The organism is Allobosea sp. GW821-FHT09G06 (assembly GCF_059416005.1).
On the sequence record NZ_JBWKOI010000002.1, the window covers coordinates 540,014 to 563,762 of the forward strand.

General features: G+C 67.1%; 25 protein-coding genes. 20 read left to right on the forward strand and 5 right to left on the reverse strand.

Annotated features, from left to right (window positions below; all coding sequences use genetic code 11):
* Nucleotides 1-165: 165 nt before the first annotated feature.
* From AC07NY_RS12720 to AC07NY_RS12755, 8 genes are all read left to right on the forward strand, one after another.
* Nucleotides 166-774, forward strand: a complete 609-nt coding sequence (locus AC07NY_RS12720; RefSeq protein ID WP_492284501.1) for a helix-turn-helix transcriptional regulator — start codon at nt 166-168, stop codon at nt 772-774.
* Between the two features lie 116 nt (nt 775-890).
* Complete coding sequence (locus AC07NY_RS12725; protein ID WP_494584140.1) at nt 891-1,685, forward strand: bestrophin-like domain; 795 nt, start codon at nt 891-893, stop codon at nt 1,683-1,685.
* Nucleotides 1,686-1,809: 124 nt separating this feature from the next.
* Nucleotides 1,810-3,378 (forward strand): ABC transporter substrate-binding protein, encoded by a 1,569-nt coding sequence (locus AC07NY_RS12730; protein WP_494584141.1) that lies wholly within the window; start codon nt 1,810-1,812, stop codon nt 3,376-3,378.
* Between the two features lie 166 nt (nt 3,379-3,544).
* Nucleotides 3,545-4,522 carry an ABC transporter permease gene (locus tag AC07NY_RS12735; protein ID WP_494584142.1) on the forward strand — a complete coding sequence of 326 codons (978 nt, stop codon included), beginning with the start codon at nt 3,545-3,547 and terminating at the stop codon, nt 4,520-4,522.
* Entirely contained in the window at nt 4,519-5,355 is an 837-nt protein-coding gene (locus AC07NY_RS12740; RefSeq protein WP_494584143.1) for an ABC transporter permease, read from the forward strand. Before AC07NY_RS12735 ends, AC07NY_RS12740 begins: the two co-directional genes overlap by 4 nt.
* Nucleotides 5,352-6,959, forward strand: coding sequence for an ABC transporter ATP-binding protein (locus AC07NY_RS12745; protein ID WP_494584144.1), 1,608 nt, complete (start codon nt 5,352-5,354; stop codon nt 6,957-6,959). Before AC07NY_RS12740 ends, AC07NY_RS12745 begins: the two co-directional genes overlap by 4 nt.
* 27 nt (nt 6,960-6,986) lie before the next feature.
* Nucleotides 6,987-8,276, forward strand: coding sequence for an ArgE/DapE family deacylase (locus AC07NY_RS12750; protein WP_494584145.1), 1,290 nt, complete (start codon nt 6,987-6,989; stop codon nt 8,274-8,276).
* Nucleotides 8,273-9,157, forward strand: coding sequence for a DMT family transporter (locus tag AC07NY_RS12755; protein ID WP_494584146.1), 885 nt, complete (start codon nt 8,273-8,275; stop codon nt 9,155-9,157). Before AC07NY_RS12750 ends, AC07NY_RS12755 begins: the two co-directional genes overlap by 4 nt.
* Before the next feature lie 6 nt (nt 9,158-9,163).
* On the opposite strand, the gene AC07NY_RS12760 is transcribed toward AC07NY_RS12755, so the two are convergent.
* A complete protein-coding gene (locus AC07NY_RS12760; protein ID WP_492284493.1) occupies nt 9,164-10,021 on the reverse strand; it encodes a LysR family transcriptional regulator in 858 nt (285 codons plus the stop codon).
* 263 nt (nt 10,022-10,284) lie between these two features.
* Between AC07NY_RS12760 and AC07NY_RS12765 the strand changes: the two genes are divergently transcribed.
* The 3 genes from AC07NY_RS12765 to AC07NY_RS12775 are packed head-to-tail and all read left to right on the forward strand — an operon-like array spanning nt 10,285 to nt 12,569.
* Entirely contained in the window at nt 10,285-10,878 is a 594-nt protein-coding gene (locus tag AC07NY_RS12765; RefSeq protein WP_494584147.1) for an ankyrin repeat domain-containing protein, read from the forward strand.
* Between the two features lie 13 nt (nt 10,879-10,891).
* Nucleotides 10,892-11,365: a nucleoside deaminase gene (locus AC07NY_RS12770; protein WP_494584148.1), complete on the forward strand. Its 474-nt coding sequence runs from the start codon at nt 10,892-10,894 to the stop codon at nt 11,363-11,365.
* Nucleotides 11,366-11,369: 4 nt separating this feature from the next.
* Nucleotides 11,370-12,569 (forward strand): cyanate transporter, encoded by a 1,200-nt coding sequence (locus tag AC07NY_RS12775; protein WP_494584149.1) that lies wholly within the window; start codon nt 11,370-11,372, stop codon nt 12,567-12,569.
* Here the strand turns inward: AC07NY_RS12775 and AC07NY_RS12780 are convergent.
* On the reverse strand, nt 12,566-12,955 hold the full coding sequence (locus AC07NY_RS12780; protein ID WP_257733860.1) for a RidA family protein: 390 nt from the start codon (nt 12,953-12,955) through the stop codon (nt 12,566-12,568). The two genes, AC07NY_RS12775 and AC07NY_RS12780, sit on opposite strands and share 4 nt — an antisense overlap.
* Nucleotides 12,956-13,014: 59 nt before the next feature.
* Nucleotides 13,015-13,563: a MarR family winged helix-turn-helix transcriptional regulator gene (locus AC07NY_RS12785; RefSeq protein ID WP_494584150.1), complete on the reverse strand. Its 549-nt coding sequence runs from the start codon at nt 13,561-13,563 to the stop codon at nt 13,015-13,017.
* A 95-nt stretch (nt 13,564-13,658) separates the two neighbouring features.
* On the opposite strand from AC07NY_RS12785, the gene AC07NY_RS12790 reads away from it, so the two are divergent.
* The 4 genes from AC07NY_RS12790 to AC07NY_RS12805 are packed head-to-tail and all read left to right on the forward strand — an operon-like array spanning nt 13,659 to nt 17,429.
* Nucleotides 13,659-14,177, forward strand: coding sequence for a flavin reductase family protein (locus tag AC07NY_RS12790; RefSeq protein WP_336809969.1), 519 nt, complete (start codon nt 13,659-13,661; stop codon nt 14,175-14,177).
* A gap of 30 nt (nt 14,178-14,207) precedes the next feature.
* Complete coding sequence (locus tag AC07NY_RS12795) at nt 14,208-15,671, forward strand: 4-hydroxyphenylacetate 3-hydroxylase family protein (protein WP_494584151.1); 1,464 nt, start codon at nt 14,208-14,210, stop codon at nt 15,669-15,671.
* Between the two features lie 17 nt (nt 15,672-15,688).
* The gene (locus tag AC07NY_RS12800) at nt 15,689-16,069 is read left to right on the forward strand and encodes a cupin domain-containing protein (RefSeq protein WP_492284486.1); all 381 of its coding nucleotides are present in this window, start codon (nt 15,689-15,691) and stop codon (nt 16,067-16,069) included.
* Nucleotides 16,070-16,076: 7 nt separating this feature from the next.
* Complete coding sequence (locus AC07NY_RS12805; protein ID WP_494584152.1) at nt 16,077-17,429, forward strand: amidase; 1,353 nt, start codon at nt 16,077-16,079, stop codon at nt 17,427-17,429.
* 17 nt (nt 17,430-17,446) lie between these two features.
* Here the strand turns inward: AC07NY_RS12805 and AC07NY_RS12810 are convergent, their stop codons facing one another.
* Together AC07NY_RS12810 and AC07NY_RS12815 are read right to left on the reverse strand one after the other, a co-directional pair.
* Nucleotides 17,447-18,112 carry a GntR family transcriptional regulator gene (locus AC07NY_RS12810; protein ID WP_494584153.1) on the reverse strand — a complete coding sequence of 222 codons (666 nt, stop codon included), beginning with the start codon at nt 18,110-18,112 and terminating at the stop codon, nt 17,447-17,449.
* A 58-nt stretch (nt 18,113-18,170) separates the two neighbouring features.
* On the reverse strand, nt 18,171-18,857 hold the full coding sequence (locus AC07NY_RS12815; RefSeq protein WP_494584154.1) for a DUF2848 domain-containing protein: 687 nt from the start codon (nt 18,855-18,857) through the stop codon (nt 18,171-18,173).
* A gap of 207 nt (nt 18,858-19,064) precedes the next feature.
* Between AC07NY_RS12815 and AC07NY_RS12820 the strand changes: the two genes are divergently transcribed.
* The 5 genes from AC07NY_RS12820 (at nt 19,065) to AC07NY_RS12840 (ending at nt 23,643) form a co-directional block, all read left to right on the forward strand.
* Complete coding sequence (locus AC07NY_RS12820; protein WP_494584155.1) at nt 19,065-20,357, forward strand: ABC transporter substrate-binding protein; 1,293 nt, start codon at nt 19,065-19,067, stop codon at nt 20,355-20,357.
* A 79-nt stretch (nt 20,358-20,436) separates the two neighbouring features.
* Nucleotides 20,437-21,336, forward strand: a complete 900-nt coding sequence (locus AC07NY_RS12825; protein ID WP_257733868.1) for a branched-chain amino acid ABC transporter permease — start codon at nt 20,437-20,439, stop codon at nt 21,334-21,336.
* 5 nt (nt 21,337-21,341) lie between these two features.
* Nucleotides 21,342-22,250, forward strand: coding sequence for a branched-chain amino acid ABC transporter permease (locus AC07NY_RS12830; protein ID WP_494584156.1), 909 nt, complete (start codon nt 21,342-21,344; stop codon nt 22,248-22,250).
* Nucleotides 22,247-22,993, forward strand: coding sequence for an ABC transporter ATP-binding protein (locus AC07NY_RS12835; RefSeq protein ID WP_494584157.1), 747 nt, complete (start codon nt 22,247-22,249; stop codon nt 22,991-22,993). Before AC07NY_RS12830 ends, AC07NY_RS12835 begins: the two co-directional genes overlap by 4 nt.
* The gene (locus tag AC07NY_RS12840; RefSeq protein WP_494584158.1) at nt 22,993-23,643 is read left to right on the forward strand and encodes an ATP-binding cassette domain-containing protein; all 651 of its coding nucleotides are present in this window, start codon (nt 22,993-22,995) and stop codon (nt 23,641-23,643) included. Before AC07NY_RS12835 ends, AC07NY_RS12840 begins: the two co-directional genes overlap by 1 nt.
* Nucleotides 23,644-23,749 lie beyond the last annotated feature (106 nt).

The following is a 23,749-nucleotide window of genomic DNA, read 5'->3' on the forward strand; positions in this document are numbered from 1 at the left end:
CTTCAGGTCTCCAGTTTAGATATCCAATAGCAGTCCAAAAACAGGGAAGGTTGAACCTCTCCGCGATCTGCCGCGACCAAGAGGAACGGAGCCGCATCCGGCAAGTCTCGGGTGTCCCGGGGCGAGGTGGCGCGGCGGTCCGTGGATTGCAGAATGGATATTGCAATGTCGCTTCATGTCTCGATTGCCTGCAGGACGAGCTACACCCCGTTTCCGCCGCGCCATGACATCGCTTCCGATGCCTTCGGGAAGGCTTCCAGGCCGGTTTTCGTCATCGATGCCGACCTGAACCAGCGTTTCGGCAACCGTGGTGCGGCGGCGCTCGCCCATGACGGGCTGGGCGGCCTCGACCGCTTCACCGCCTGCGACAAGGATTTCATGGCGCGATTGCAGGTCTGGCTGAAGCGCTGCCGCAATGGCAGCACGGCTGGCGAGACGAGGCTGCCGCTGGTGCTGCGCAACGGCCGGCAGGTCGCGGTCGATGCCGTGCATCTGGCGAGCATCGAACTGTTCGTCCTGACGGTGGATGATCCGGAAAGTGCGATCGACCGCAACATCGCCCGGGTCAGCGAGGCCTGCGGCCTGACGCCGACCGAGGAGCGCATGCTCGTCCTGATGGTCGAAGGGCTCGACACGATCATCGCCGCCAAGCGGCTGGGCATCGCGCCGACCACGGCCCGCACCCACCTCCAGCGTCTCTTCGCCAAGACCGGCACGGCCCGGCAGAGCGAGCTCGTCCGCTTCGTCGCGACCTATGTCGAGGAACTCCGCTGAAGAGAAGGTACTGAGGCTGCGTATCGCGCCGCCGGAGCTGTTGACAGGGCCCGCGATCGCACGCCCATCTGGACCGGTATGCGCAAGCACCGCATCCGTCCGGAACGATCGTCACCATGCCCGAGACGTTGGCAGCCTTCACCTTCTGCGCGCTGCTGAGCGGCAGCGCCATCTTCGGCATCAAGCTGCGCGGCTGGTTGTCGGAAGAGCATCTCTCCGAGCGCACCCTGGAGGCGATCCGGCTGGTGACGAGCCTGCTCGTCACCTTCGCCGCCCTGGTGCTCAGCCTGCAGCTCTCCAACGTCAAGGGCACGTTCGACCAGGCCTATCGCGACCGCAACGCCGATGCGGCCGCGCTCGCGCAGCTTGACGAATGCCTGCGCAGCTATGGTGCCGAGGCCGATCCGATCCGGCTCGATCTGCGCAGTTACACGGCCGGCGTCGTCGCCAGCACCTGGCCGCAGGAGCCGAAACCTGAAGGCGTCTCCTACCCCGATACGACAGGCATGGCCCGCGAAGGCGCCGACCCCTCGCTCGGCGCCCTGATCGCGCGCATCGGCCGGGCGATCAACGGTCTGGCGTCGACCGATGCGCTCCATGCCAATCTCGCGACGGAGTGCCGCGCGACCTATCAGCGGGTGCAGCAGCGGCGCTGGGCCGTGATCGAGGATGTGCACGGCCCCGTCTCGCCGCTGTTCACGAATATCCTTACCTTCTGGCTGATGCTGGTCTTCCTGAGCTTCGGCCTGCAGATCCCGCGGCGGCGCCTCGCCGCGATCGTGCTCGCGATCGGCATCGTCTCGATCTCGACCGTGATGTTCGTGATCACCGATCTCGAGACGCATTATGGCGGCCTCTTCGGCATTTCCAGCGCCTCGATGCGGGGCGCTCTGGCGAGCATGGCCCGCTGATCCATCCGGGCAGTTGGCGCGGTGCTTGCCAAGAGACGCGGGATCGGGTGCGATGGCGCCGGTCCGGTCCTACGAGGCCCGATTCAAACGATATGATCTCGGTACGAGGCAGGGGAACAGGCAGATGGTGCGTGGGATGACGGGATTGCGGGTGAGTCTGGCGCTGGCGGCGTCGGTTTTCGTTCTGGGCGGCGTGGCGGCTCAGGAGCCGAAGAAGGGCGGGACGGTCCATGTCGTCGTCCAGCCCGAGCCGCCGATGCTGATGCAGGGCCTCAACCAGAACGGCCCGACCAACATGGTCGCCGGCAACATCTACGAATCGCTGCTGCGCTATAACGAGAAGCTCGAACCGCAGCCCTCGCTCGCCAAGAGCTGGGAGATCTCGCCGGACGCCAAGACCTACACCTTCAAGCTGCAGGAAGGCGTGAAATGGCATGACGGCAAGCCGTTCACGGCCGACGACGTCGTCTTCACGCTCGACAAGTTCCTGCGCGACGTCCATCCGCGCTGGCGCCCGATCGTCAACGCCCAGGTCGAGAAGATCGAGAAGGTCGACGATCTCACCGTCAAGATCACGCTGAAGCAGCCCTTCGGCCCGATGATCATGACGCAGGAGGTCGCCTCCGCGCCGATGATCCCCAAGCACATCTATGACGGCACGGATTACCGCGCGAATCCCGCCAACAACACGCCGATCGGCACCGGCCCGTTCAAGCTCAAGGAGTGGAAGAAGGGTTCCTATATCCACCTCGTCAAGAACGAGGACTACTGGCTGAAGGGCAAGCCGAACCTCGACGAGATCTACTGGCAGATCATCCCCGATGCAGCTGCCCGCGCCGTTGCCTATGAGACGGGCAAGGTCGACGTGCTGACCGGCGGCTCGGTCGATGTCTACGACGTCGCGCGCCTGTCGAAGCTGCCCAATACCTGCATGACGACCAAGGGCTGGGAGATGTTCGCCCCTCATGCCTGGATCACGCCGAACGTGCGCAACGGCATCCTCGGCAACAAGCAGTTCCGCCAGGGCCTGATGTACGCGATCGACCGGGAATTCGGGAAGGACGTGGTCTGGGGCGGGCTCGGCAAGCTGCCGACCGGGCCGATCTCGTCCAAGACCAAGTTCTATTCGGGCGACGTGCCGAAATACACCTTTGACCCCGCCAAGGCGAAGGAGCTGATCAAGGCCTCCGGCTACAAGGGCGAGACGATCAAGCTCCTGAACCTGCCTTACGGTGAGACCTGGAGCCGCTGGTCCGAGGCGATCAAGCAGAACCTGGAGGATGTCGGCGTCAAGGTGCAGATCGAGAACACCGACGTGCCCGGCTGGACGCAGAAGGCGTCGAACTGGGATTTCGACCTGAACTTCAACTTCCTCTACCAGCTCGGCGACCCTGCCATGGGCGTGGCGCGTTCCTACATCTCCTCGAACATCGCCAAGGGCAATCCCTTCGCCAATGTCGGCGGCTACTCCAATCCGGAGGTCGACAAGCTCTTCGCCGATGCCGCGGTCGCTCCGACGGACAAGGAGCGTCAGGACCTCTACACCAAGGTGCAGAAGGTCCTGGCCGACGAGTTGCCGGTGCTCTGGCTGCTGGAGATGGACTTTCCGACCATCTACCGCTGCAACGTCAAGAACCTCGTCACCACCGGCGTTGGCGTGAACGACGGCTTCCGCGACGCCTGGAAGGAGTAAGGCGAGCTCGAAGGGGCGCGTCATCCCGGACGCCGTAAGGCGGCGATCCAGGATCGTATCGGGGTTGGCTCCAGGGCCGCCCCATTCTGACGACGGTCCCGCGTCTGCGCAGCGGCACTTCGCGCCGCGGCGCGCGCGGGATGACCCGGCTTCACGAAAGTCCTGAATGAACCTCGCGCAATTCCTCGCCGGCCGGCTCGTGAAGGGCGTCATCGTCCTGTTCGCGATCGCCGTGCTGAACTTCCTGCTGATCCGGGCCGCGCCCGGCGATCCCGCGCAGGTGCTGGCCGGCGAGGCCGGCGCCGCCGATGCGCAGTTGCTTGAACAGCTGCGCGCGCGCTTCGGCCTCGATCAGCCCTTCCTGACCCAGCTCTGGATCTACCTGAAGGGCTACCTCACCTTCGATCTCGGCTTCAGCTATCGCCAGCAGCAGCCGGTGCTCAGCCTGATCATGGAGCGCCTGCCGGCGACGCTGCTGCTGACGGGCGCGGCCTTCATCGTCTCGCTCGTCGTCGGCACGGCGATGGGTGCGCTCGCGGCGCGCCGCGCCGGCAAATGGTCGGACAGTCTGATCACCACGCTGGCGCTGGCCTTCTACGCGACTCCGCTGTTCTGGATCGCGCTGATGAGCCAGATCGTCTTCGCGCTGAAGCTCGGGCTCGTGCCCAATGTCGGCTACGAGACCATCGGCGCGAACTATACCGGCTTGGCTCGGGCGCTCGATATCGGCCAGCACCTCATCTTGCCTTCGCTGACGCTCGGCCTGTTCTTCACCGCGCTCTATGCCCGGATGATGCGCGCTTCGATGCTGGAGGTAGCGGGCGCCGACTTCGTCAAGACGGCGCGCGCCAAGGGCGTCTCGCAGTCCAGAGTCTGGCGGCGGCATGTCGCGCGCAACGCCATCCTGCCGGTGGTGACGCTGGCCGGTTTGCAGGCGGGCCAGCTCGTCGGCGGCGCCGTGCTGACCGAAACCGTCTTCGCCTGGCCCGGCATCGGGCGCCTGATGTTCGATGCGCTGGTCCAGCGCGACTATTCCGTCCTGCTCGGCGTCTTCTTCGTCTCCTCGGCGATGGTCGTCTGCTTCAACATCGCGACCGATCTGGTCTACCGGATCGTCGATCCGCGCATCGAGGCGCACACATGAACTTCCTCAAGCGCTTCGTCCGCAATCGCGGCGCCGTCATCGGCATCGTCATCCTGCTTGCCGTCGTCGCCTTCGCGATCCTGGCGCCGACGCTCTATCCGCAATCGCCCTGGCGCCCGGTGGCGCGGCCCTTCCTCGCGCCCTTCGTCAACGAGCGCTTCCCGCTCGGCACCGATACGCTCGGCCGCAACCTCGCCTCCGGTCTCGTCCATGGCGCGCGCGTCTCGCTGATGATCGGCGTGGTCTCGACGCTGGTCGCGCTGGTGATCGGCGTGCCGCTTGGCGCCGTCGCCGGCTATGCCGGCGGCTTCGTCGATGATGCGCTGATGCGTTTCACCGAGTTCTTCCAGACCATTCCCTCCTTCGCGCTCGCCATCGTGCTGGTCGCGATCCTGCAGCCGCAGCTCGGCTCGATCGTGCTCGCGATCGGGGTGGTCAGTTGGCCACCCGTGGCGCGATTGGTGCGAGGAGAGGTGCTCTCGCTGCGAAGTCGTGAATATGTCCAGGCGGCCGTCACGATCGGCCAGTCGACGCCGCGGATCATCTTCAGCCAGGTCCTGCCCAACACCATAGCGCCGATCATCGTCATGGGCTCGCTGATGATCGGCTCGGCGATCCTGCTGGAATCCTCGCTCTCCTTCCTCGGCCTCGGCGATCCCAACCTGATGAGCTGGGGCTATATGGTCGGTGCCGGCCGCACACGCCTGCTCGACGCCTGGTGGATCTCGTTCTTCCCGGGCTTCGCGATCTTCCTGACGGTGCTCGCGCTCAATCTCGCCGGCGAGGGGCTGAACGACGCCCTGAACCCGCGTCTGGCCAGGGGGCGGGAATGACTGCTCCCGCGCTCTCCATCGAAGGCCTGACGCTGGCCTTGCCGGCGATGGCCGACCGCGCCAATGCGGTCGAAAAGGTCACGCTCGCCATCCAGCCCGGCGAGACCCTCTGCGTGGTCGGCGAATCCGGCTCGGGCAAGTCGATGATCGCCCATGCCGTGATGGGCCTCCTGCCCAAGGCGGTGAAGCCGGTCGCCGGTTCCATCAAGCTCGCGGGGCGGGATCTCCTCGCCCTCGACGAACAGGCGATGCAGGACGTGCGCGGCCGCGAGGTCGGCATGATCTTCCAGGAGCCGATGACCTCGCTCAATCCGGTCATGCGTATCTCCGACCAGATCGTCGAGACCTTCGAGGCCCATGGCCTGCACGACAGGGCGACCCGCCGGGCCCGCGCCATCGATCTCCTGACCGAGGTCGGCCTGCCCGATCCGCCGCGCCTCGCCAAGGCCTATCCCCATGAACTCTCCGGCGGCCAGCGCCAGCGCGTGATGATCGCCATGGCACTTGCGCTCGAACCGAAGCTCCTGATCGCCGACGAGCCGACCACCGCGCTCGACGTCACCACCCAGGCGCAGATCCTCAAGCTGATCGACAACCTGCGCCATCGCCACGGCACGGCGGTGCTCTTCATCACCCATGACATGGGCGTCGTCGCCGAGATCGCCGACCGCATCGCCGTGCTGGAGAAGGGCGTGCTGGTCGAGGAGGGCACGGCCGACCAGGTGCTCGGCTCTCCCAGCCACCCCTATACGCAGAAGCTGCTCGCCGCCGTGCCCTCGCTGACGCCGGCCGTGCTGCCGCCGCTGCCGGACACCGCGCCGGTGATCAGCGTCGAGGGGCTCGGCAAGACCTATCGCAAGCGCTCGCTCTTCGGCGTCGCGCGCGAGGTCAAGGCGGCCGACGACATTTCCTTCGCGCTCGTCCGCGGCGAGACGCTCGGTCTCGTCGGCGAATCCGGCTCGGGCAAGTCGACGGTCGGGCGCTGCTGCCTGCGCCTGATCGAGCCGGACCGGGGCCGGATCGCGCTCGGCGATCTCGTCCTTTCCGAACTGAAGCCCGCCGAACTGCGCCGCCAGCGCAAGCGCATCCAGATGGTCTTCCAGGACCCGTTCGCCTCGCTCAATCCGCGCCAGACCGTCGGCCGCATCATCTCGGATGGTCCTGTCGCCCATGGCACACCGCGCAAGGAGGCGCTGGCGCGGGCGAAGGAACTGCTGGAGCTCGTCGGCCTCTCCGCCAACGCCATCGACCGCTACCCGCATGAATTCTCGGGTGGTCAGCGCCAGCGCGTCGGCATCGCCAGGGCGCTCGCGCTCGAACCGGACGTGCTGGTGGCGGACGAGGCAGTCTCCGCGCTCGACGTCTCCGTGCAGGCCCAAATCCTAACGCTGATCAAGGACATCCAGGCGCGGCTCGGCCTCGCCATCCTCTTCGTCACGCATGATCTGCGTGTTGCTGCGCAGATCTGCGACCGCATCGCCGTGATGCAGCGAGGGCGCATCGTCGAGAGCGGGCCGACCGCCGCGATCTTCGCCGACCCGCAGCACGCGTATACGCGGCAGCTGCTGGCGGCGGTGCCGGGCGGCGGGCGCTTCGGGCACTAATAGACGACCCTCAGCCGGAGCCTGCCCATGCCTCTCGATCCCGCCTTGCGTGACAAGATCCTCGCCGCCGTCGAGGCGGGCTTCGACGAGCAGGTCGCCTATACCCAGGAGCTGATCCGCTTCGCCTCGACCCGCGGGCAGGAGCACACGGTCCAGGACTTCATCTTCCGGGCCATGAAGCAGCGCGGCTTCACCATGGATCGCTTCGCCATGGACAAGGAGCTGATCGCAGCCCATCCCGGCGGTGCACCCTTCTCCGACACGCATTCCGAAGCCCCGATCGTCGTCGGCATTCATCGCCCTCGCGAGGAGAAGGGCCGTTCGCTGATCCTGCAGGCCCATGTCGACGTCGTCCCGGCCGGCCCCGTCGACCAATGGAAGCACGCGCCCTTTGACCCCGTGATCGAAGGCGACTGGATGTATGGCCGCGGCAGCGCCGACATGAAGGCGGGCTCCGCCGCCAATCTCTTCTGCCTCGATGCGCTGCGCCGCATCGGCATGCAGCCGGCCGCGACGGTCTATGTCGAATCCGTCGTCGAGGAGGAATCGACCGGCAATGGCGCGCTGATGACGCATCTGCGCGGCTATCGCGCCGAAGCCGCGCTGATCCCCGAGCCGGAATACGAGATGCTGGCGCGCGCCAATGCCGGCGTGCTCTGGTTCCAGTTCGAGGTGCGCGGCATCCCCGCCCATGTCCGCGAGATGGGCACCGGCGCCAATGCGATCGACGCCGCCTATCGCGTCGTCGCGGCTTTGCGCAAGCTCGAGGAGCAGTTCAACATCGAGAAGGCCGGCCGCGAGCATTTCGAGAATGACCCCCATCCGATCAACCTGAACATCGGCAAGATCGAGGGCGGCGACTGGGCCTCGTCTGTGCCGTGCTGGTGCCGCGTCGATTGCCGCGTCGGGCTCTATCCCGGCGTCACCGCCAAGGAGACGGCGCAGCGCATCGAGGACTGCATCCGCGAGGCCGCGCGCGGCGATTCCTTCCTGGCGAACAACCCGCCGAAGGTCACCTTCAACGGCTTCTGGGCCGAGGGCTATGTGCTGGAGCCCGGCAGCGAGGCGGAAGCCGTGCTCGCCCGCGCCCATGAAGCGGCGCTCGGCAAGCCGCTGAAGAGCTTCATGACGGCGGCCTATCTCGATACCCGCGTCCACGCGCTCTACGACAAGATCCCGGCGCTTTGCTACGGCCCGATGGGCGAGAACATCCATGCCTTCGACGAGCGCGTCAGCCTCGCCTCGGTGAAGCGCATCACCGGCGCCATGGCGCTTTTCGTCGCCGAATGGTGCGGGCTCGAAAGCATCGAGGCTTGAGCGCCTCCACATCGAGTCGGGCGCTGCTGCTCGTTCCCCTGCTCGGTTTGCTCTGGGGCTTCAACTGGCCGGCGGTGCGGATCTCGCTGACCGAGATCGCGCCATGGACCTTGCGCGCCGCCGGCATGAGCTTCGCCGGGCTCGTCCTCGTCGCGATTGCGCTGGCGCGTGGCGTTCCGCTCGCCGTGCCGCGCGCGCAGTGGCCGCGGTTGGTCGTCGCCGGCTTCCTCTCGATTGCCGCCTTCAACGTGCTGCTGGCCTTCGCGCAACTCGCGGCGCCGACCTCGCGCGCGGCGATCCTGACCTTCACCATGCCGATCTGGGCGACGCTGCTCGCCCGTTTCGTGCTGGGCGAAGCTTTCGACGGCCGGCGCCTTGCGGGGCTCGCGCTCGGCATCTCCGGCCTCGTCTGCCTCGGTCTGCCATTGATCCTCGCCGGGCAGCTCTCCTTCGGCCTGACGCTGGCGCTGCTTGCAGCGGTGAGCTGGGCGCTCGGCACGATCGTGACCAAGCGCTGGCCGGTCTCGGCCCCGGCGCTGACGATCGCCGCCTGGCAATTGCTGATCGGCGGCGTGGTCGCCGGCATCGGCATGCTCGTCTTCGAAGGCCTGCCTGTGCCGAAGCTCCTCTCGCCGCGCGTGCTGACGGCGCTGAGCTTCCACATCATCGGCGCGCAGGCGCTGGCGTATTTCCTCTGGTTCACGGTGGTGGCGCGCCTGCCGGCGGGCATTGCGAGCTTGGGCACGCTGATGGTGCCGGCGGTCGGCGTGCTCGGCTCGGTGCTGCTGCTCGGCGAGCGGCCGACGCCGACGGATTGGCTCGGCCTCTGTCTCGTGATTGCCGCTTCCGGCGCGATCATGATCCCCGCCCGCCGGGGGTGATCGCGCTCAGCTCTGGCCGGGAATGCTGTAGCGCTGGGCCAGCACGGCGCTCATCGCGGCGACAAGCTCGGCGATGAGCCCGCCCTTCTCCCAGGAATAGATCGAGACGACCATCGCCGGCTCCATGCCGAAGGCCGCGTAGGGTCTGACCCGGCGGCCGATCGTGGTGCCGACCGGCAGGAGGGAGAGCCCGAGCCCGGCCTCGACCGCCACGATGACGTTGTAGAGATTGCTGCTCGACAGGGCGATGTACCAGCGGTGCCGCTCGCGCTCGATCCGCTCGAACATCGCATCGCGATAGAGCCCGCCGGGCGGGAAGGTGACCAGCGGCAGCGGCTCGGGCCAGCTCTCCGGCGCCTCGGTGCTCTCGAACCAGGCCATCGCCTCCGGATAGCTGGCGCGGTGGTCGGAACTCGCGGATGGCTCCTTGACGATGACGACGTCGAACTCGCCGGCCCGGTAGCGCCGCGTCAATTCGCGGCTCAAGCCCGCGACCACGTCGAGCCGGACTTCACGATGCTGCCTGATGAAGCCGGCGAAGACCTGCGCCATGTTGCCAGTGACGATGTCGTCGGGCACGCCGATGCGGATCGAGGCGGTGCCGGCGGAATCGCCGAGCATGGTCTCCGCCTCCTGCTGCAGCGTCAGGATGCGCCGGGCATAGCCGAGCAGGCGCTCGCCCGAGGCCGTAGCGCGGACCGGGCGGGCGACGCGGTCGATCAATCCGCGCCCCACCGCCTCCTCCAGCCGTGCAAGCTGCTGGCTGATCGTCGATTGCGTCATGTTGAGCCGCTCGGCCGCCTGGGTGAAGCTGCCGGTATCGGCGATGGCGACGAAGGAACGGAGCAGGCGGGGATCGAGCATAGGTGCCGCGTGTCGGAAGCCGGGATGCCGGCTACATTCGCAAGGCCACTGATCAATATCCAGATATTTAATTTTCAGATGGACCTACGCGCCGTTATTCAGGGATCAAGGCAAGCTTGCCTTGCCTGATCGACGGGGTGCGGCAGCGCCGGCCGATGCCGCCTGCGCCCATCAAGGAGACGGAATTGACCCGATTTTCGCCGATCCTTGCCTTCGTTCTTCTCCTGCTGGCCCTCGGTCCGCAGACAGCCTTCGGACAAGCCATGACCGAGACCAGATTGCACGCCGCCGCTGCCATGGATGACATCGCCACGATCAAGCGGCTTCTCGCCGAGGGGGCCGCGATCAATGCACGCGATGAGCGTGGCCGGACCGCCTTGCTCGCCGCGACCCATGAGAACCGCGTCAATGCCGCCCGCGCCCTGATCGAGGCCGGTGCCGACGTCAATGCCAAGGACGCGATGAACGACAGCCCCTATCTCTATGCCGGCGCGCGGGGCCACCTCGCCATCCTCAAGCTGACACTCGAACATGGCGCCGACCTGAAGAGCACCAATCGCTATGGCGGCACCGCTCTGATCCCGGCCTGTGAGCGCGGTCATGTCGAGACGGTCCGCACCCTGATCGCGGCCGGCGTCAAGGTCGACCATATCAACAATCTCGGCTGGACCGGCCTGCTGGAGGCGATCATCCTCAGCGATGGCGGCGAGAAGCATCAGCAGATCGTCAAGGACCTGCTTGCGGCTGGCGCCGATGTGAACCTCGCCGATCGCGATGGCGTCACCCCGTTGCAGCATGCCCGCAGCCGCGGCCAGGCGAAGATGCAGCAGATCCTGCTCGCCGCCGGCGGTCGCTGAGCGGAGGGCGATCATGAGCCAGGCACAGCGTTTTCTCTGCGAGGCGATCGAGCTTGCGCAGGCCAATATGGAACAGGGCGGCCGGCCGTTCGGCGCGGTCGTCGTCAGGGACGGCGAGGTCGTCGCGACCGGTGTCAACGAGACCGTCGCGACCCATGACCCCACTGCCCATGCCGAGATGACGGCTCTGCGGGCGGCGAGCCGAAAGCTCGGAACACCGAGCCTCGCCGGCTGCGCGGTCTATGCCAGCGGTCATCCCTGCCCGATGTGCATGGCGGCGATGCGGCTCTCCGGCGTCAGCGAGGTCTACTACGCCTATTCCAACGATGACGGCGCGCCTTTCGGCCTGTCGACGGCGGCGATCTATGCCGATCTGGCAAAGCCCTTCGCCGAGCAGTCGATGAAGATCGCCTATATGCCGGTCCGCCTCGAAACCGGGCCCGATCTCTATGCCGAGTGGAAGCGGCGGCAGCCTAAGCCGGCCTGAAGCCATGACGCCTACAACATCCGGCGCGTCCCGCGCGCTGCTGCTCGCGGCCGTGGTTCTGGTCGGCCTGAACCTGCGCCCGTTCCTGACCGGCATCGGCCCGCTCGCGGCGGAGATCCGGGCCGCGACGGGCTTGGGTTTTGGCAGCCTTTCGCTATTCACGCTGGTGCCGATGCTATTGATGGGCGTCTGCGCCTTCGCCGGCCCCTGGCTCCAGCGCGTGCTGGGCGCGCGGACGGCCGTGGTCGGCGCGCTCTGCATCCTCTGCGCGGCGGCGGCGTTGCGTCTGGTCACGACGAGCGGCGAGGCTCTGATCGCCACGGCGGCTTTCTGCGGGCTTGGCGTCGCGGTGGTGCAGTCGGTCTTTCCCGGTATCGTCAAGGCCGAGTTCCCCGGTCGCGTCGCGCTGGTAATGGGGCTTTATTCGGCGATGCTGATGGGTGGCGGTGCGCTCGGCGCCCAACTCTCGCCATTGATCGCCGCACGCTCCGGAAGCTGGCATCTCGGCCTCGGTTGGATCGCCCTGCCAGCCGCGCTGGCGGCGTTGGTCTCGGCGGTCGCGCTGCCGTCCGGTCGATCGGCGCAGGGCGGTGGCTTGCCGACGCTGGCCCTGCTGCGCCGCCCGCGCACATGGCTGCTGATGATCTGCTTCGGACTGGTGAACGGCGGCTATGCCTCAGTGGTCGCCTGGCTTGCGCCGGCCTATCAGGCGATGGGTTGGTCGGGAGCCGAGAGCGGTGGCCTGCTGGCTGTCATGGCTGCGAGCCAGGCCGTGGCGGCGCTCGGCATTCCCGCGCTGGCGGCCCGCAATCCCGATCGCCGCTTCTGGATCTGGCTCGCGCTGGCTTGCCAGGTCGCCGGCTTTGCCGGGCTGGCCTGGTGGCCGCTGGCGGCGCCGACAGTCTGGGCGTTGGCGATCGGCGTCGGGCTCGGCGCGGGCTTCGCGCTCTTCCTGATCGTGGCACTCGACCATCTCGACAACCCCGCCAATGCCGGGGCGCTCTCGGCCTTGATGCAGGGCGGCGGCTTCCTGATCTCCGCCATCCCGCCCTGGATCGTCGCATTAATGCGCGATGCTGCCGGCAGCTTCACCGCCGGCTGGCTGATGCATCTGGCTTGCGCCATGCTGGCGGGGCTGATGGCGCTGCGCTTCGCACCGCGCGGCTATGCCCGCGCGATGCGCCTCGCGCCGGAGGTCGATTAGGCCTTGTCGCCGAGATAGGCGGTCGCGTCGATCTCGACGATGCAGTTCGGCGAGCCCAGCCCGTTGACGATGCAGGAGACGCGATGCGGCGTCGCCTCGGCGAAATTGGCGAAATAGACCTCGTTCATCGGCTCCCAATAGGCGCGGTCAGTGACGTAGACCGTGCATTTCACGACATCGTCGAGGCTGCCGCCGGCCTCTTCGAGCAGCGCCTTGATATTGTCGATGCATTGCTGGGTCTGCGCCCGGGGATCGCCGATCGCGAGCTTGCCGTCCTTGTCGGTCCCGACGCAGCAGACGAACATGAAGCCGCCGGCGACGGTCGCTTGGGCGAAGGGCAGGCGGCCCTTGTGGATGCGGTCCGAGGTGATGATGCGCTTGGGCATGGCAGGCTCCGTCTGGGGACGCACACCCTAGCGGCCGCAAACGCGGGAAGGAATGCGGCCTAGCTCCGCGTCCCCGGCGATGTCTCGCTGGCGATGATGTGGTCCGCGAGATGGATGGCTTGCTCCGCACCTGAGGCGAGGCGGCGCATCACGCCGCTCAGCGCCTCGAAGGTCTCGCGGTCGAGCGGTGCGAACAGCGCGTCGTTGACCGGGCGCTGCAGCGCGGCCAGCTGCTCCAGATTCTGGAAGCCGGCTGCCGTGACGGTGAGGGTGACCCGGCGCCCGTCGCTCGGATGCGGGCGTTTCTCGACGAGCCCGCTCTTCACCAGCTTGTTCAGCTCGATGGTCACGAAGGCGCCGCTGAGATGCAGCCGCTCGGCCACCTGCGCGACGCCGAGCTCGTTGTCGGGCGCGCCGCGGCCGACCGCGATCAGGATCAGGTATTGCGGCGGCGTCAGGCCGATATAGCCGGCGAAGCGCGCGCGGGCCTCCTCCAGCCGGCTGCCGAAGGCGAAGAAGTCATAGAGCATGTCGCGGAAGCGCGCGTCGCTCCCGCCCTCCAGCAAATCAGGTTTCGCCACGGTCAGGCGCCGGTTCTCGATCGACATGATTCGTCCGTCATTCAGGTTATTGACTTTGCTAGATAGCTTTATTACAAAGCTATCTAGCAAATGAGCGTTGCGGATGGCAACCGGAGGGAACGATGGACGGCAGGGCCTTCAGACAATCCCTGGGCGAGTTCGCGACAGGCGTCGCGGTCATCACCGCGCAAGGCAGCGGCGAAGATCTCATCGGCATGACCATGAGCTCGTTCAACTCCGTTTCGATCGATCCGCCGCTCGTCCTGTTCAGCGTCGACAGGCGGGCGAACAGCCTGCCGGCCATGCTCGAAGCCAAGGGCTTCGCGGTCAATGTGCTGGCACGCGAGCAGGAGCAGATTTCCAACCGTTTCGCGCGGGCGCTGAGCGACAAATGGGCCGAGGTCAAGCGCACGGTCGGCCATGCGCAGGCGCCTTTGATCACCGGCGCGCTCGCCCATTTCGAATGCGAGCCCTACGCCAATTACGACGGCGGCGACCATGTGATCTTCGTCGTGCGGGTGCTGCGCCATGCGGTGCGCGCCGGCAATCCGGCGCCGCTCGTGTTCTTCCGCGGCCGTTACCGCGACCTCGTCGACGAGACCGAGCGCGAGCCGTCCTGGCCGCTGCCCATCCACTACTGAACCATCACGACAACCGGAGAGGGGATACCCATGACCAAGACGGGACAGGAACATCTCGCCAGCCTGCGCGACGGGCGCTCGATCTTCATCGACGGCGCGCGCGTCGAGGACGTCACCATGCATCGCGCCTTCCGCAACGTGGCGCGCTCGGTCGGCGGTCTGTTCGACTTCGCCAACGATGCCTCGCGCCGCGAGCTGATGACCTTCGAGACCGAGGTCGGTGGCCGGGCCAACCGCATCTGGCAGTTGCCGACCTCCTATGCCGATCTCGTCGAGCGCCGTCGTGCGCTCGAGGCCTGGACCGCGATCCATGGCGGCTTCCTCGGCCGTGCGCCGGATCATGTCGCCTCCTGCATCTCCGGCATGCGCATGGGCCTGCCGGTCTTCGAGGGCTACGATCCCGCCCGCGCCGCGGCTCTGGAAAACTACTACCGCTACGCCCGCGACAACGACCTCTACCTGACCTATGTCATCATCAACCCGCAGGCCGACCGCTCCAAGAACGCGGCCGAGCAGGCCGATCCGTTCCTGACGGCCGGCGTGGTCGATCGCGATGCCGAGGGCATCACCATCCGCGGCGCCAAGATGCTGGCGACCGGCGGCGTCGTCGCCAACGAGGTCTTCGTCACCACGATCCAGCCGATGCAGCCCGGCGAGGAGCGCTATGCCGTCTCCTTCGCCATTCCGATGAACAGCAAGGGCCTGAAGATGCTCTCGCGCAAGTCGTACGAGGCGCAGGCCGGCTCGATCTTCGATAACCCGCTGGCGAGCCGCTACGACGAGAACGACGCCGTGCTGTTCTTCGACGACGTGAAGGTTCCGTGGGACCGCGTCTTCATCGATGGCAGCGTCGAGATGTGCCAGAAGCAGTTCCATGCGACGCCGGCGCATGTCTACCAGAACTACCAAGCGATGATCCGCCTCAAGGTGAAGCTGCAGTTCCTGATGGGCATCGCCCATCGCACGACGCAGACCAACGGCATCACCCAGTTCCCGCAGGTCCGCGAAATCCTCGGCCAGCTCGCGGCGGAGGCCGCGATGGTCGATGCCTTCGTCAACGCGATGGAGGCCAAGGGCACGCAGGCCGGCCCTTACTACGTGCCCGACCGGCACATGCTCTATTCGGCGCAGGTGCTGACCCAGCAGATGTATCCGAAGATCCTGAATTCGCTGCGCGAGCTCGCCGGCGGCGGCATGATCATGCTGCCCTCCTCGATCGCGGATTTCGCCAATCCCGAGATCGCGGCGATGATCGAGAAGACCCAGCAGTCGCCGGCCGCGAATTCGCATGACCGGGTGAAGTTCTACAAGCTCGCCTGGGACGCGGTGGGCTCCGAGTTCGGCTCGCGCCATCACCAGTACGAGATGTTCTATGCCGGGGCGACCTTCGTGACGAAGGGCCATTCCTTCCGCACCTATGACTGGGGCAAGGCCGGCGGCATCGTGCAGTCGATGCTGGATTCCTACGATCTCGACAGCAAGCCCGCCGCCTGAGCGCGAAAGGAAAAGCCATGCCCGTCAACAAGACGCACGACGAGTTCTACACGCTCGACATGACCAGCGGCTGGGAAGTCCCGGCCGGCTATCCCGCCGGCATCCAGCAGAAAATCCTCTCGGGGGCGCTGGACGAGGTCAACAACCGTGGCACGCGCACGCGCCTGCTGCGCTTCCAGCCCGGCGTCTACACCACCGCGCCATTCTCCCATGACTACTGGGAGGAGGTCTATCTGGTCGAGGGTGACCTGACCGTCGGCAACGATGCCAGCGGCAATGGCGGGACGGCTTTCCCACCGCACACCTATGCGGTTCGTCCGCCGCATGCCAAACATGGGCCGTTCAAGTCCGAGGGCGGCTGCCTGCTCCTCGAAATCCATTACTTCGACCCGGTCTGATACGCCCATGGCTCGCACCCTTTCCGCCCTTGCCGACGATCTCGCCTCCGGCCGGACGAGCGCGCTCGCCCTCGTGCGCGAGGCTCTCGCCCGGATCGACGCCCCGGACGGGGAGGGGAAGCTGGCCTTCATCAAGGTCTATCGCGAGGCGGCGCTCGCCGCCGCCGAGGCGATGGACAAGCTGCGGAGCGCCGGGCTCGCCCCGTCGCGCTTTGCCGGCATCCCGATCTCGGTGAAGGACCTGTTCGACCTTGCTGGCGAACCGACCACGGCCGGCTCGACGGTGCTGGCGGATGCCGCCCCGGCCGAGCGCGACGCCCCCGCGATCGCCAGGCTGCGCAGCGCCGGCTTCATCGTCGTGGGCCGCACCAACATGACCGAGTTCGCCTTCTCCGGCCTCGGCCTCAACCCGCATTACGGCACGCCGGCTTCTCCTTACGAGCGCGCCACCACGCGCCGGATTCCGGGCGGCTCCTCTTCGGGCGCCGCGGTTTCGGTGGCGGACGGCATGGCCTTCGCCGGTATTGGCTCCGATACCGGCGGCTCCTGCCGCATCCCCGCCGCTTTCTGCGGCATCACCGGCTACAAGCCGACTGCGTCGAGCGTGCCGCGCGAGGGCGCCTTCCCGCTGTCGCAGACGCTCGACTCGATCGGGCCGCTCGCCAACAGCGTCGCATGCTGCCGTATCCTGCACGAGATCATGAGCGGCGCGACGCTTGCGTCGGAAGGGCCGTCGAGCCTCAAGGGCCTGCGCATCGCCGTGCCGCAGACCGTCGCGCTCGACGGGCTCGACGCGCATGTCGCGGCAAGCTTCGACCGGGCGCTGGACCTGCTCGCCAAGGCCGGCGCGACCATCATCGACGTGCCCTTCGCCCGCTTCGCCGAGGTTGCTCGCCTCAACGCCAAGGGGGGCTTTGCCCCCTCGGAGGCCTATGCTCATCACCGCGACCTCATCGAAGCCAAGGGCGACGGCTACGACCAGCGGGTGCGCACGCGCGTGCTGCGTGGCCGCAACCAGGATGCCGCCGATTACATCCAGCTCGTCCAGGCGCGGACGGCCTTCGTCGCGGCGATGCGCGCGGAGGTCTCTGCCTTCGACGTGCTGGCGATGCCGACCGTGCCGACGATCGCGCCGACGATCGCCGAGCTCGCCGAGGACGACGAGGCCTTCGCCCGCATCAACCTCCTGATGCTGCGCAACCCGAGCCTGATCAACGTCATGGACGGCTGCGCGATCTCGCTGCCGATGCACCGTGCCGGCGAGGCCCCGGCTGGGCTGATGCTGGCTCGGGCCGGCGGCGAGGACGCGGCGCTGTTCGGGATCGCGGCCGCTGCGGAAGCGGCGCTGGCCAGCCGCTAAGCTAAGGTGGGGACCGTTCAGGCCTGCCGCGTGATGTTCGCGCGGAAGGACTGGATATGCTCCCGCATCGCCCGCTCGGCGAGGTCGGGGTCCTGCCGGGCGATGCCGTCGACGATCGCGGCATGCTCGTCGCAGATGCGCAGGTGCTGCTCGTTGGCGCTGAGCGAGATGAACCACATCCGTGCCGAGCGCTCGTGCAGGTTCCGCAACAGGTCGCTCATCACCGGGTTGCGCACCGAGCCGGCGATCAGCGCATGGAACTGCTGGTCGAGCCCGGCAATCGTCTCGATCTCGCGCTGGTGTGCGGCCGCCAGCATGGCGTCGAGATTGCGCTTGAGCTGCACCGCGACATCCGGCCCCGCCTGCGCCGCGGCGACGCGCACGCAGAAGGTCTCGTTCACGACGCGCACATCGATGATGTTGAAGATCTCGTCGAGGCTGAGCGGCTTCACGATCGTGCCCTTGCGCGGCATCACCTCGACCAGTCCGTCATTGAGCAGCCGGTCGATGGCCTGGCGGATCGGCGTGCGGCCGATATCGAGTTGGCTGCTGAGCGCCGGCTCGCTCAGGATTTCGCCCGGCCTGAGCTCGCAGGTGATGATCAGGCGCTTGATCGCGCTGTAGGCCTGTTCGCGCAGCGAGACATGCCGCTGCGCGCCCTTGTGCATATCCAGAAGCGTCACGTGTCTCTGCACCGAGTCGGAGAGGTCGTCAGCATCGTTCTTCCGGATGGGGACGGGATCAACCCCGGATGGGGAGAATCTTCAGATCATAGCCGAAACGCAGGCTGCGCTTCAGCACCGGGTCCTCCAGTTCGCCCTCGAAGCGGCTGGCCATGCGGATGCCGCCGATCGCCGGCATGGTGCCGCCGAACAGCGCCGTGCCTTCGGGCAGTTCGCCGCTCTCGCTGAAACCGCGGATCAGGTCGGCCGGGGCGAGCAGGCCGGAGATCGGCCCTTCCTGATATTTGCGGCGCTCGCCGTCGATCACCGCGAAGCTGCGCAGGATCAGCTCATCCCAATGGCCGGCGACCTCTTCATAGGGCCAGACGGTGTCCGCGACCGGCTTGTCGCAGACCTGCTTGGAGACGCTGATGCCGTAGGTCTCGACCTGGCGGTCGGTATGGTCCGAGCCGACGCCGACATAGGTCTTGCCCCCATAGGCGAAAAGCACGGCCTCGACCTCGCCGCTGCTGTTGGCGCCGACATCCTCGATCACCGGATCGGTCGTCAGGCGGGCGGCTGCGACGCGATAGAAGACCGGCGTCGAGGCCGGGCGCTTCACGCCCAGCGCTTCGAGCTCGACCATATGGTGCTCCATCGCGGCCTTGTCGCGTCCGGCCCAGCCGCCGATCACCAGTTCGTCGATCGCGGCCGAGAGGGGCGCGGAGCCGCTGCGGCTCTCCACGGTCAGGTCCAGGGTCTTCATTACATCACCTTCCAGGAATGAGCCGCCTGTTCTGGAGGCAGCCGGCCGCAAAAAAGTTCTCGGCTGCATCATAAAAATCCTTGTGAAGTTTCACAAGGATTTTTATGATGGCTTCAAGCGTCGGGAATGGCGCGGGGATGTCGCAGGCCGGCGACGCAAGGCTGCGGAGCCCGAAACCGGGCAGCCGGCAAACGGAGAGGAGCAGTGATGATCAAGTCAGGTTGGATGGCCGCCTTGGCGGTTTCGCTCGGGGCGCTCGCCGCGCCGGCTTTCGCGCAGGACAAGCCGGCCGCGCTCGGCATCGGCGTGCTCACGTTCACGTCAGGTCCGGCTGCCGCCTATGGCATGCCCGGCAAGAACGCGGCCGAGCTGATGATCGACGAGATCAACGCCAAGGGCGGCATCGGCGGCGTGCCGCTGAAGGCGACCTATGTCGACGAGGCGCAGGGCACGCAGGGCGTGATCGCCGAATATCGCCGCCTCGCGGATGACAAGACCAATCAGGTGATGATCGCGGCGCTGTCGAGCGCCAACTGCCTCGCGCTCGCGCCGCTGGCCGAGCAGCTGCAGGCCCCGACGATCGGCTGGAACTGCGATACGCACCAGCTCCTGCTCGACGGCAAGAGCCGCTATTATTTCCGCCCGAACGGCAACACGATCCCCGAATTCGTCGCCTATGCGCTCTACCTGCTGCAGCAGAAGCCGGACGTGAAGCGCATCGCCATCGTCAATCCCGACTATGCTTTCGGCCATGACGCGGCGCTGATCTTCAAGACCGCGATGAAGGCGCTGAAGCCTGATGTCGAGGTCGTCGCGGAGCTCTTCCCGAAGCTCGGCTCGGCCAATTTCCAGACCGAGATCTCGAAGCTCTCGGCCTCGCGCCCTGATGTGGTCTTCTCCAATCTCTGGGGCGCCGATCTCGAGAACTTCGTGCGTCAGGCCCAGCCGCGCGGGCTGTTCTCGTCGAGCCAGGTCGTGCTGGCGCTGGGCGAGACCGTGCTCCAGCGCGTCGCGTTGCCGGAAGGCGTGATCGTCGGCGTGCTCGGCGACGGTTGGTGGATGTCGCCGGATGCCAAGGCCAATCCCGACACCAAGAGCTTCGTCGAGGCCTATCAGAAGCGCTACGGCGAATACCCGGTCTTCCCATCGGTGAAGATGGCTAACGCCATCGTCTATATGAAGGCGGGCTACGAGGCCGCGATGAAGAAGAACGGCGGCAAATGGCCGAGCCGCGACGAGCTTGCCGAGGCCATGCGCGGCAGCACGGTCAAGACGCTGACCGGCACCACCGTGACCCGCAAGGACAATGACGGGCTCGTCGATCAGATCGTCGGCGTCACCACGAAATCGGCCGACTACAAGTTCCCGGTCATCGGCGGGATGGTCCGCTACAAGGGCGACGCGCTGATGCCGCCGCAGGGCGAGGATGCGATCAAGTGGGTGGGCACGCTGACGCCGGCCTTCCTCGCCGCGCAGCCGAAGCCCGGCAGCTACAAGTAAGCGCGCCACAGACACGGGGAGGGCGGCTTCAAGCCCTCCCGCTCATTCCCTCATCATCATCATTTGCAAGGTGCCGCCCATGCTCGACACCCTGATTCCGCTCGCCGTCGACGGCCTTGCCAGCGCGGCGCTGATCTTCTTCGTCGCGGTCGGGCTGACGCTCGTCTTCAGCGTGCTCCGCGTGCTCAACGTGGCACATGGCAGCTTCTACTCGATCGGCGCCTATGTCGCGGCCTCGATCGGTCTCTGGATCGCCGGCGCCGGGCTCAATCCCTGGCTCTCCTTCCCGGCGCTGATCCTCAGCGCGGCCATCGTCGCGGCTCTGTTCGGCCCGCTGGTCGAAAGCTGCCTGATGCGCTGGACCTACGGCAAGTCCGAAGCCATCCAGATCCTCGTCACCTTCGGCCTGTTCCTGATCCTCGAGGACCTGCAACGCATCGTCTTCGGTGTTTCCTCGCTCGCCGAGGACACGCCGATGCAGCTGCTCGGCTCGACCCAGATCGGCGGCGTCGTCTATCTCAACTACCAGCTCCTGCTGATCGCGCTCGCGGCCCTGGTCGTCATCGGCCTGCGCGTGCTGCTGACGAAGACCCGGACCGGACGCCTCGTCACCGCCGTCGTCGCCGATCGCGAGATGGCGCAGAGTATCGGCATCAACACCAATCGCGTCTTCATCCTGTCCTTCTCGCTCGGCGTCTTTTTGGCGGCCTTGGGCGGGGCTCTCGCGACGCCCACAGCCGGCGCCGCGCCCGGCCTCGGCGCCGAGACCATGGTGCTCGCCTTCGCGGTCGCCGCCATCGGCGGGCTCGGCCAGATCGAGGGCGCCGCGCTGGCAGCGATCATCGTCGGCCTCGCCCGCGTGCTCGCGATCTATTTCGCGCCCTCGCTCGATGCCGTCGCCCCTTACATCGTCATGCTGGTCGTGCTGCTGATCCGCCCCTACGGGCTGTTCGGCCAGGCCGCGACCCGGAGGATCTGACCGCCATGCGCGTTGCCCTCTTCCTCATCGCGCTGGCTGCGCTGGCGCTCGCGCCCGTCGCCGCGCCCTGGCTGCAATTCGTGCTGACGCTGGCCATCGCCAAGGGCTTCGCCGCGCTCGGCGTCGCCGTGCTGCTGCGCGGCGGGCTGATCTCGATCGGCCATGCCATGTTCTACGCCGTCAGCGCTTATGCCATCGCCTTCCTGGCGCGGGCCGGAGTGAACGAGTTCGTCCTGCTGCTGCTGCTCGGGACGCTGGCCTCGGCGGTCGCGGGCCTCGTCGTCGGCGCCTTCCTGGTGCGCTACCGCGCGATCTTCTTCGCCATGCTCAACCTCGCCATGTCGATGGTGCTCTATGCGCTGATCTCGAAGCTCTACGGCATCACTGGCGGCACGGACGGCATGCGCGTCGCGGTGCCCAGCTTCTTCGGCATCACGCTCGACAAGCCGCGCTTCGACACCGCGCTCTACTATGCCGGCATCGTGCTGATGGTCGGCGTCGGCTATGGCGTGCAGCGCTATCTGGCGAGCCCGCTCGGCCATGCGCTCTCGGCCGTACATACCAACGAGCTTCGGCTCGAATATCTTGGCGTGCCCGTCCGGGTCGTGCTGCTGATCGCCTATACGGTTTCGGCCGCGCTCGCCGGCATCGGCGGTGCGATCGCGGCGCTGGCGATCGGCCATATCCTGCCGGAATTCGCCTTCTGGACGGCCTCCGGCCATCTCGTGCTGGTCGCGGTGCTCGGCGGCATCGGCGGCGTCGCCGGCCCCTTCATCGGCTCGCTTTTCCTCGAAGTGCTGCACACCGTCGCGGTCGGCGTCACCGATGCCTGGAACCTCATCATCGGCGTCATCTTCTTCCTGCCGAGCGGGCTCTACGGCCTGCTGCGGCGCCGCAGCGGAGAACCGGCATGACCACGCCTCTCCTCCAGGCCAAGGACCTGCGCATCGCCTTCTACGGCGTTAAGGCCGCCGACGGCGTCAATCTCGAAATCCGCGAGGGCGAATTCCTCGCGATCATCGGGCCCAACGGCTCCGGCAAGACGACCTTCCTCAATCTCTGCACCGGCTATCTCCGGCCGAGCTCGGGCGAGGTCTATCTCGACGGCAAGCCGATCACGGCGATGGCACCGCGCACCATCGCCCGCCGCGGCATCGCCCGCGCCTTCCAGATCCCGCAGCTCTTCCTCGACCAGACGGTGCTCGACAACCTGATGATCGCGGTCGCGGCCAAGCGCGGCATCTGGGTGCCGTTCAAGGCGCTCGGCGCCGAGGGCCGGCGCCAGGAGGCGGAGGAATTGCTGGCACTGGTCGGGCTCGACCGCGAGGCCGGGCAGCTGGCCGGCACGCTGCCTGAAGGACGGCGCAAGCTGCTCGACATCGTCATCGCGCTCGCCCTGAAGCCGCGCCTCGTCCTGCTCGACGAGCCGACCAGCGGCGTCAGCACGATCGAGCGCTTCACCCTGATGGAGACGCTGATGGGTGCTCTGCGGCAGGCCAAGGTCACGGCGCTCTTCGTCGAGCACGACATGGACGTGGTCCAGCGCTACGCCGACCGCGTCGTCGTCTGGGATTCCGGCAGCGTCATGGCCGAAGGGCCACCCTCCGAGGTGTTCAAGGACGAACGGGTGCTGCGCAACGTCGTGGGGGTGGCGTGATGCTTCGGATCGAAGGGGTAAGCGCCGCGATCGCCGGCGTGCAGGTGCTGCGCTCGGTCTCGCTCGGGCTGACATCGGGCAGGACGACGATCCTGATAGGCCGCAACGGCGCCGGCAAGACCACGACGCTGCGCGCGATCATGGGCTTGCTGCCCGTACAGGGCGGCTCGGTCCGGCTCGACGGAGAGGAGATCGGCACGACGCCGGCCTATCGCCGTGCGGCGCAGGGCATCGGCTACGCGCCGGAGGATCGCAGGCTGGTCCCCGAATTCTCCGTCGAGGACAATATCGTGCTGCCGGCGCTGGCGCTCAACCTGCCCGCAGCCGAGCGGACGCGGCGGCTCGACGAGGTCTATGCGCTGCTGCCGCAGCTCAAGACCATGCGCAAGCGGCCGGGCGGCGGCGTCTCGGGCGGGCAGGGCAAGATGGTGGCGCTGGGCCGGGCGCTGATGGTCGCCCGCACGGCGCTGCTGCTCGACGAGCCTTTCCAGGGTCTCGCCCCGGCGCTGGCGCTCGAATATGCGCGCACGCTCGGCGAACTCCGGCGCAACCGGCCCGATCTCGCCATCCTCGTCACGGAATCGACGCCGGCGCTGCTCGACGCCATCGCCGACGAGACGCTCCAGATCGAGCGCGGCGAGATCAACTGAGCCAGTCCGGCCAGTCGCGGCCTTTCAAGAATATGTCGGCCCGCCCGCGCTTGATTGCGCGCGGCGGGCCGATTGCTGATGGCGTCTCGGTGAACGCCAACATCAG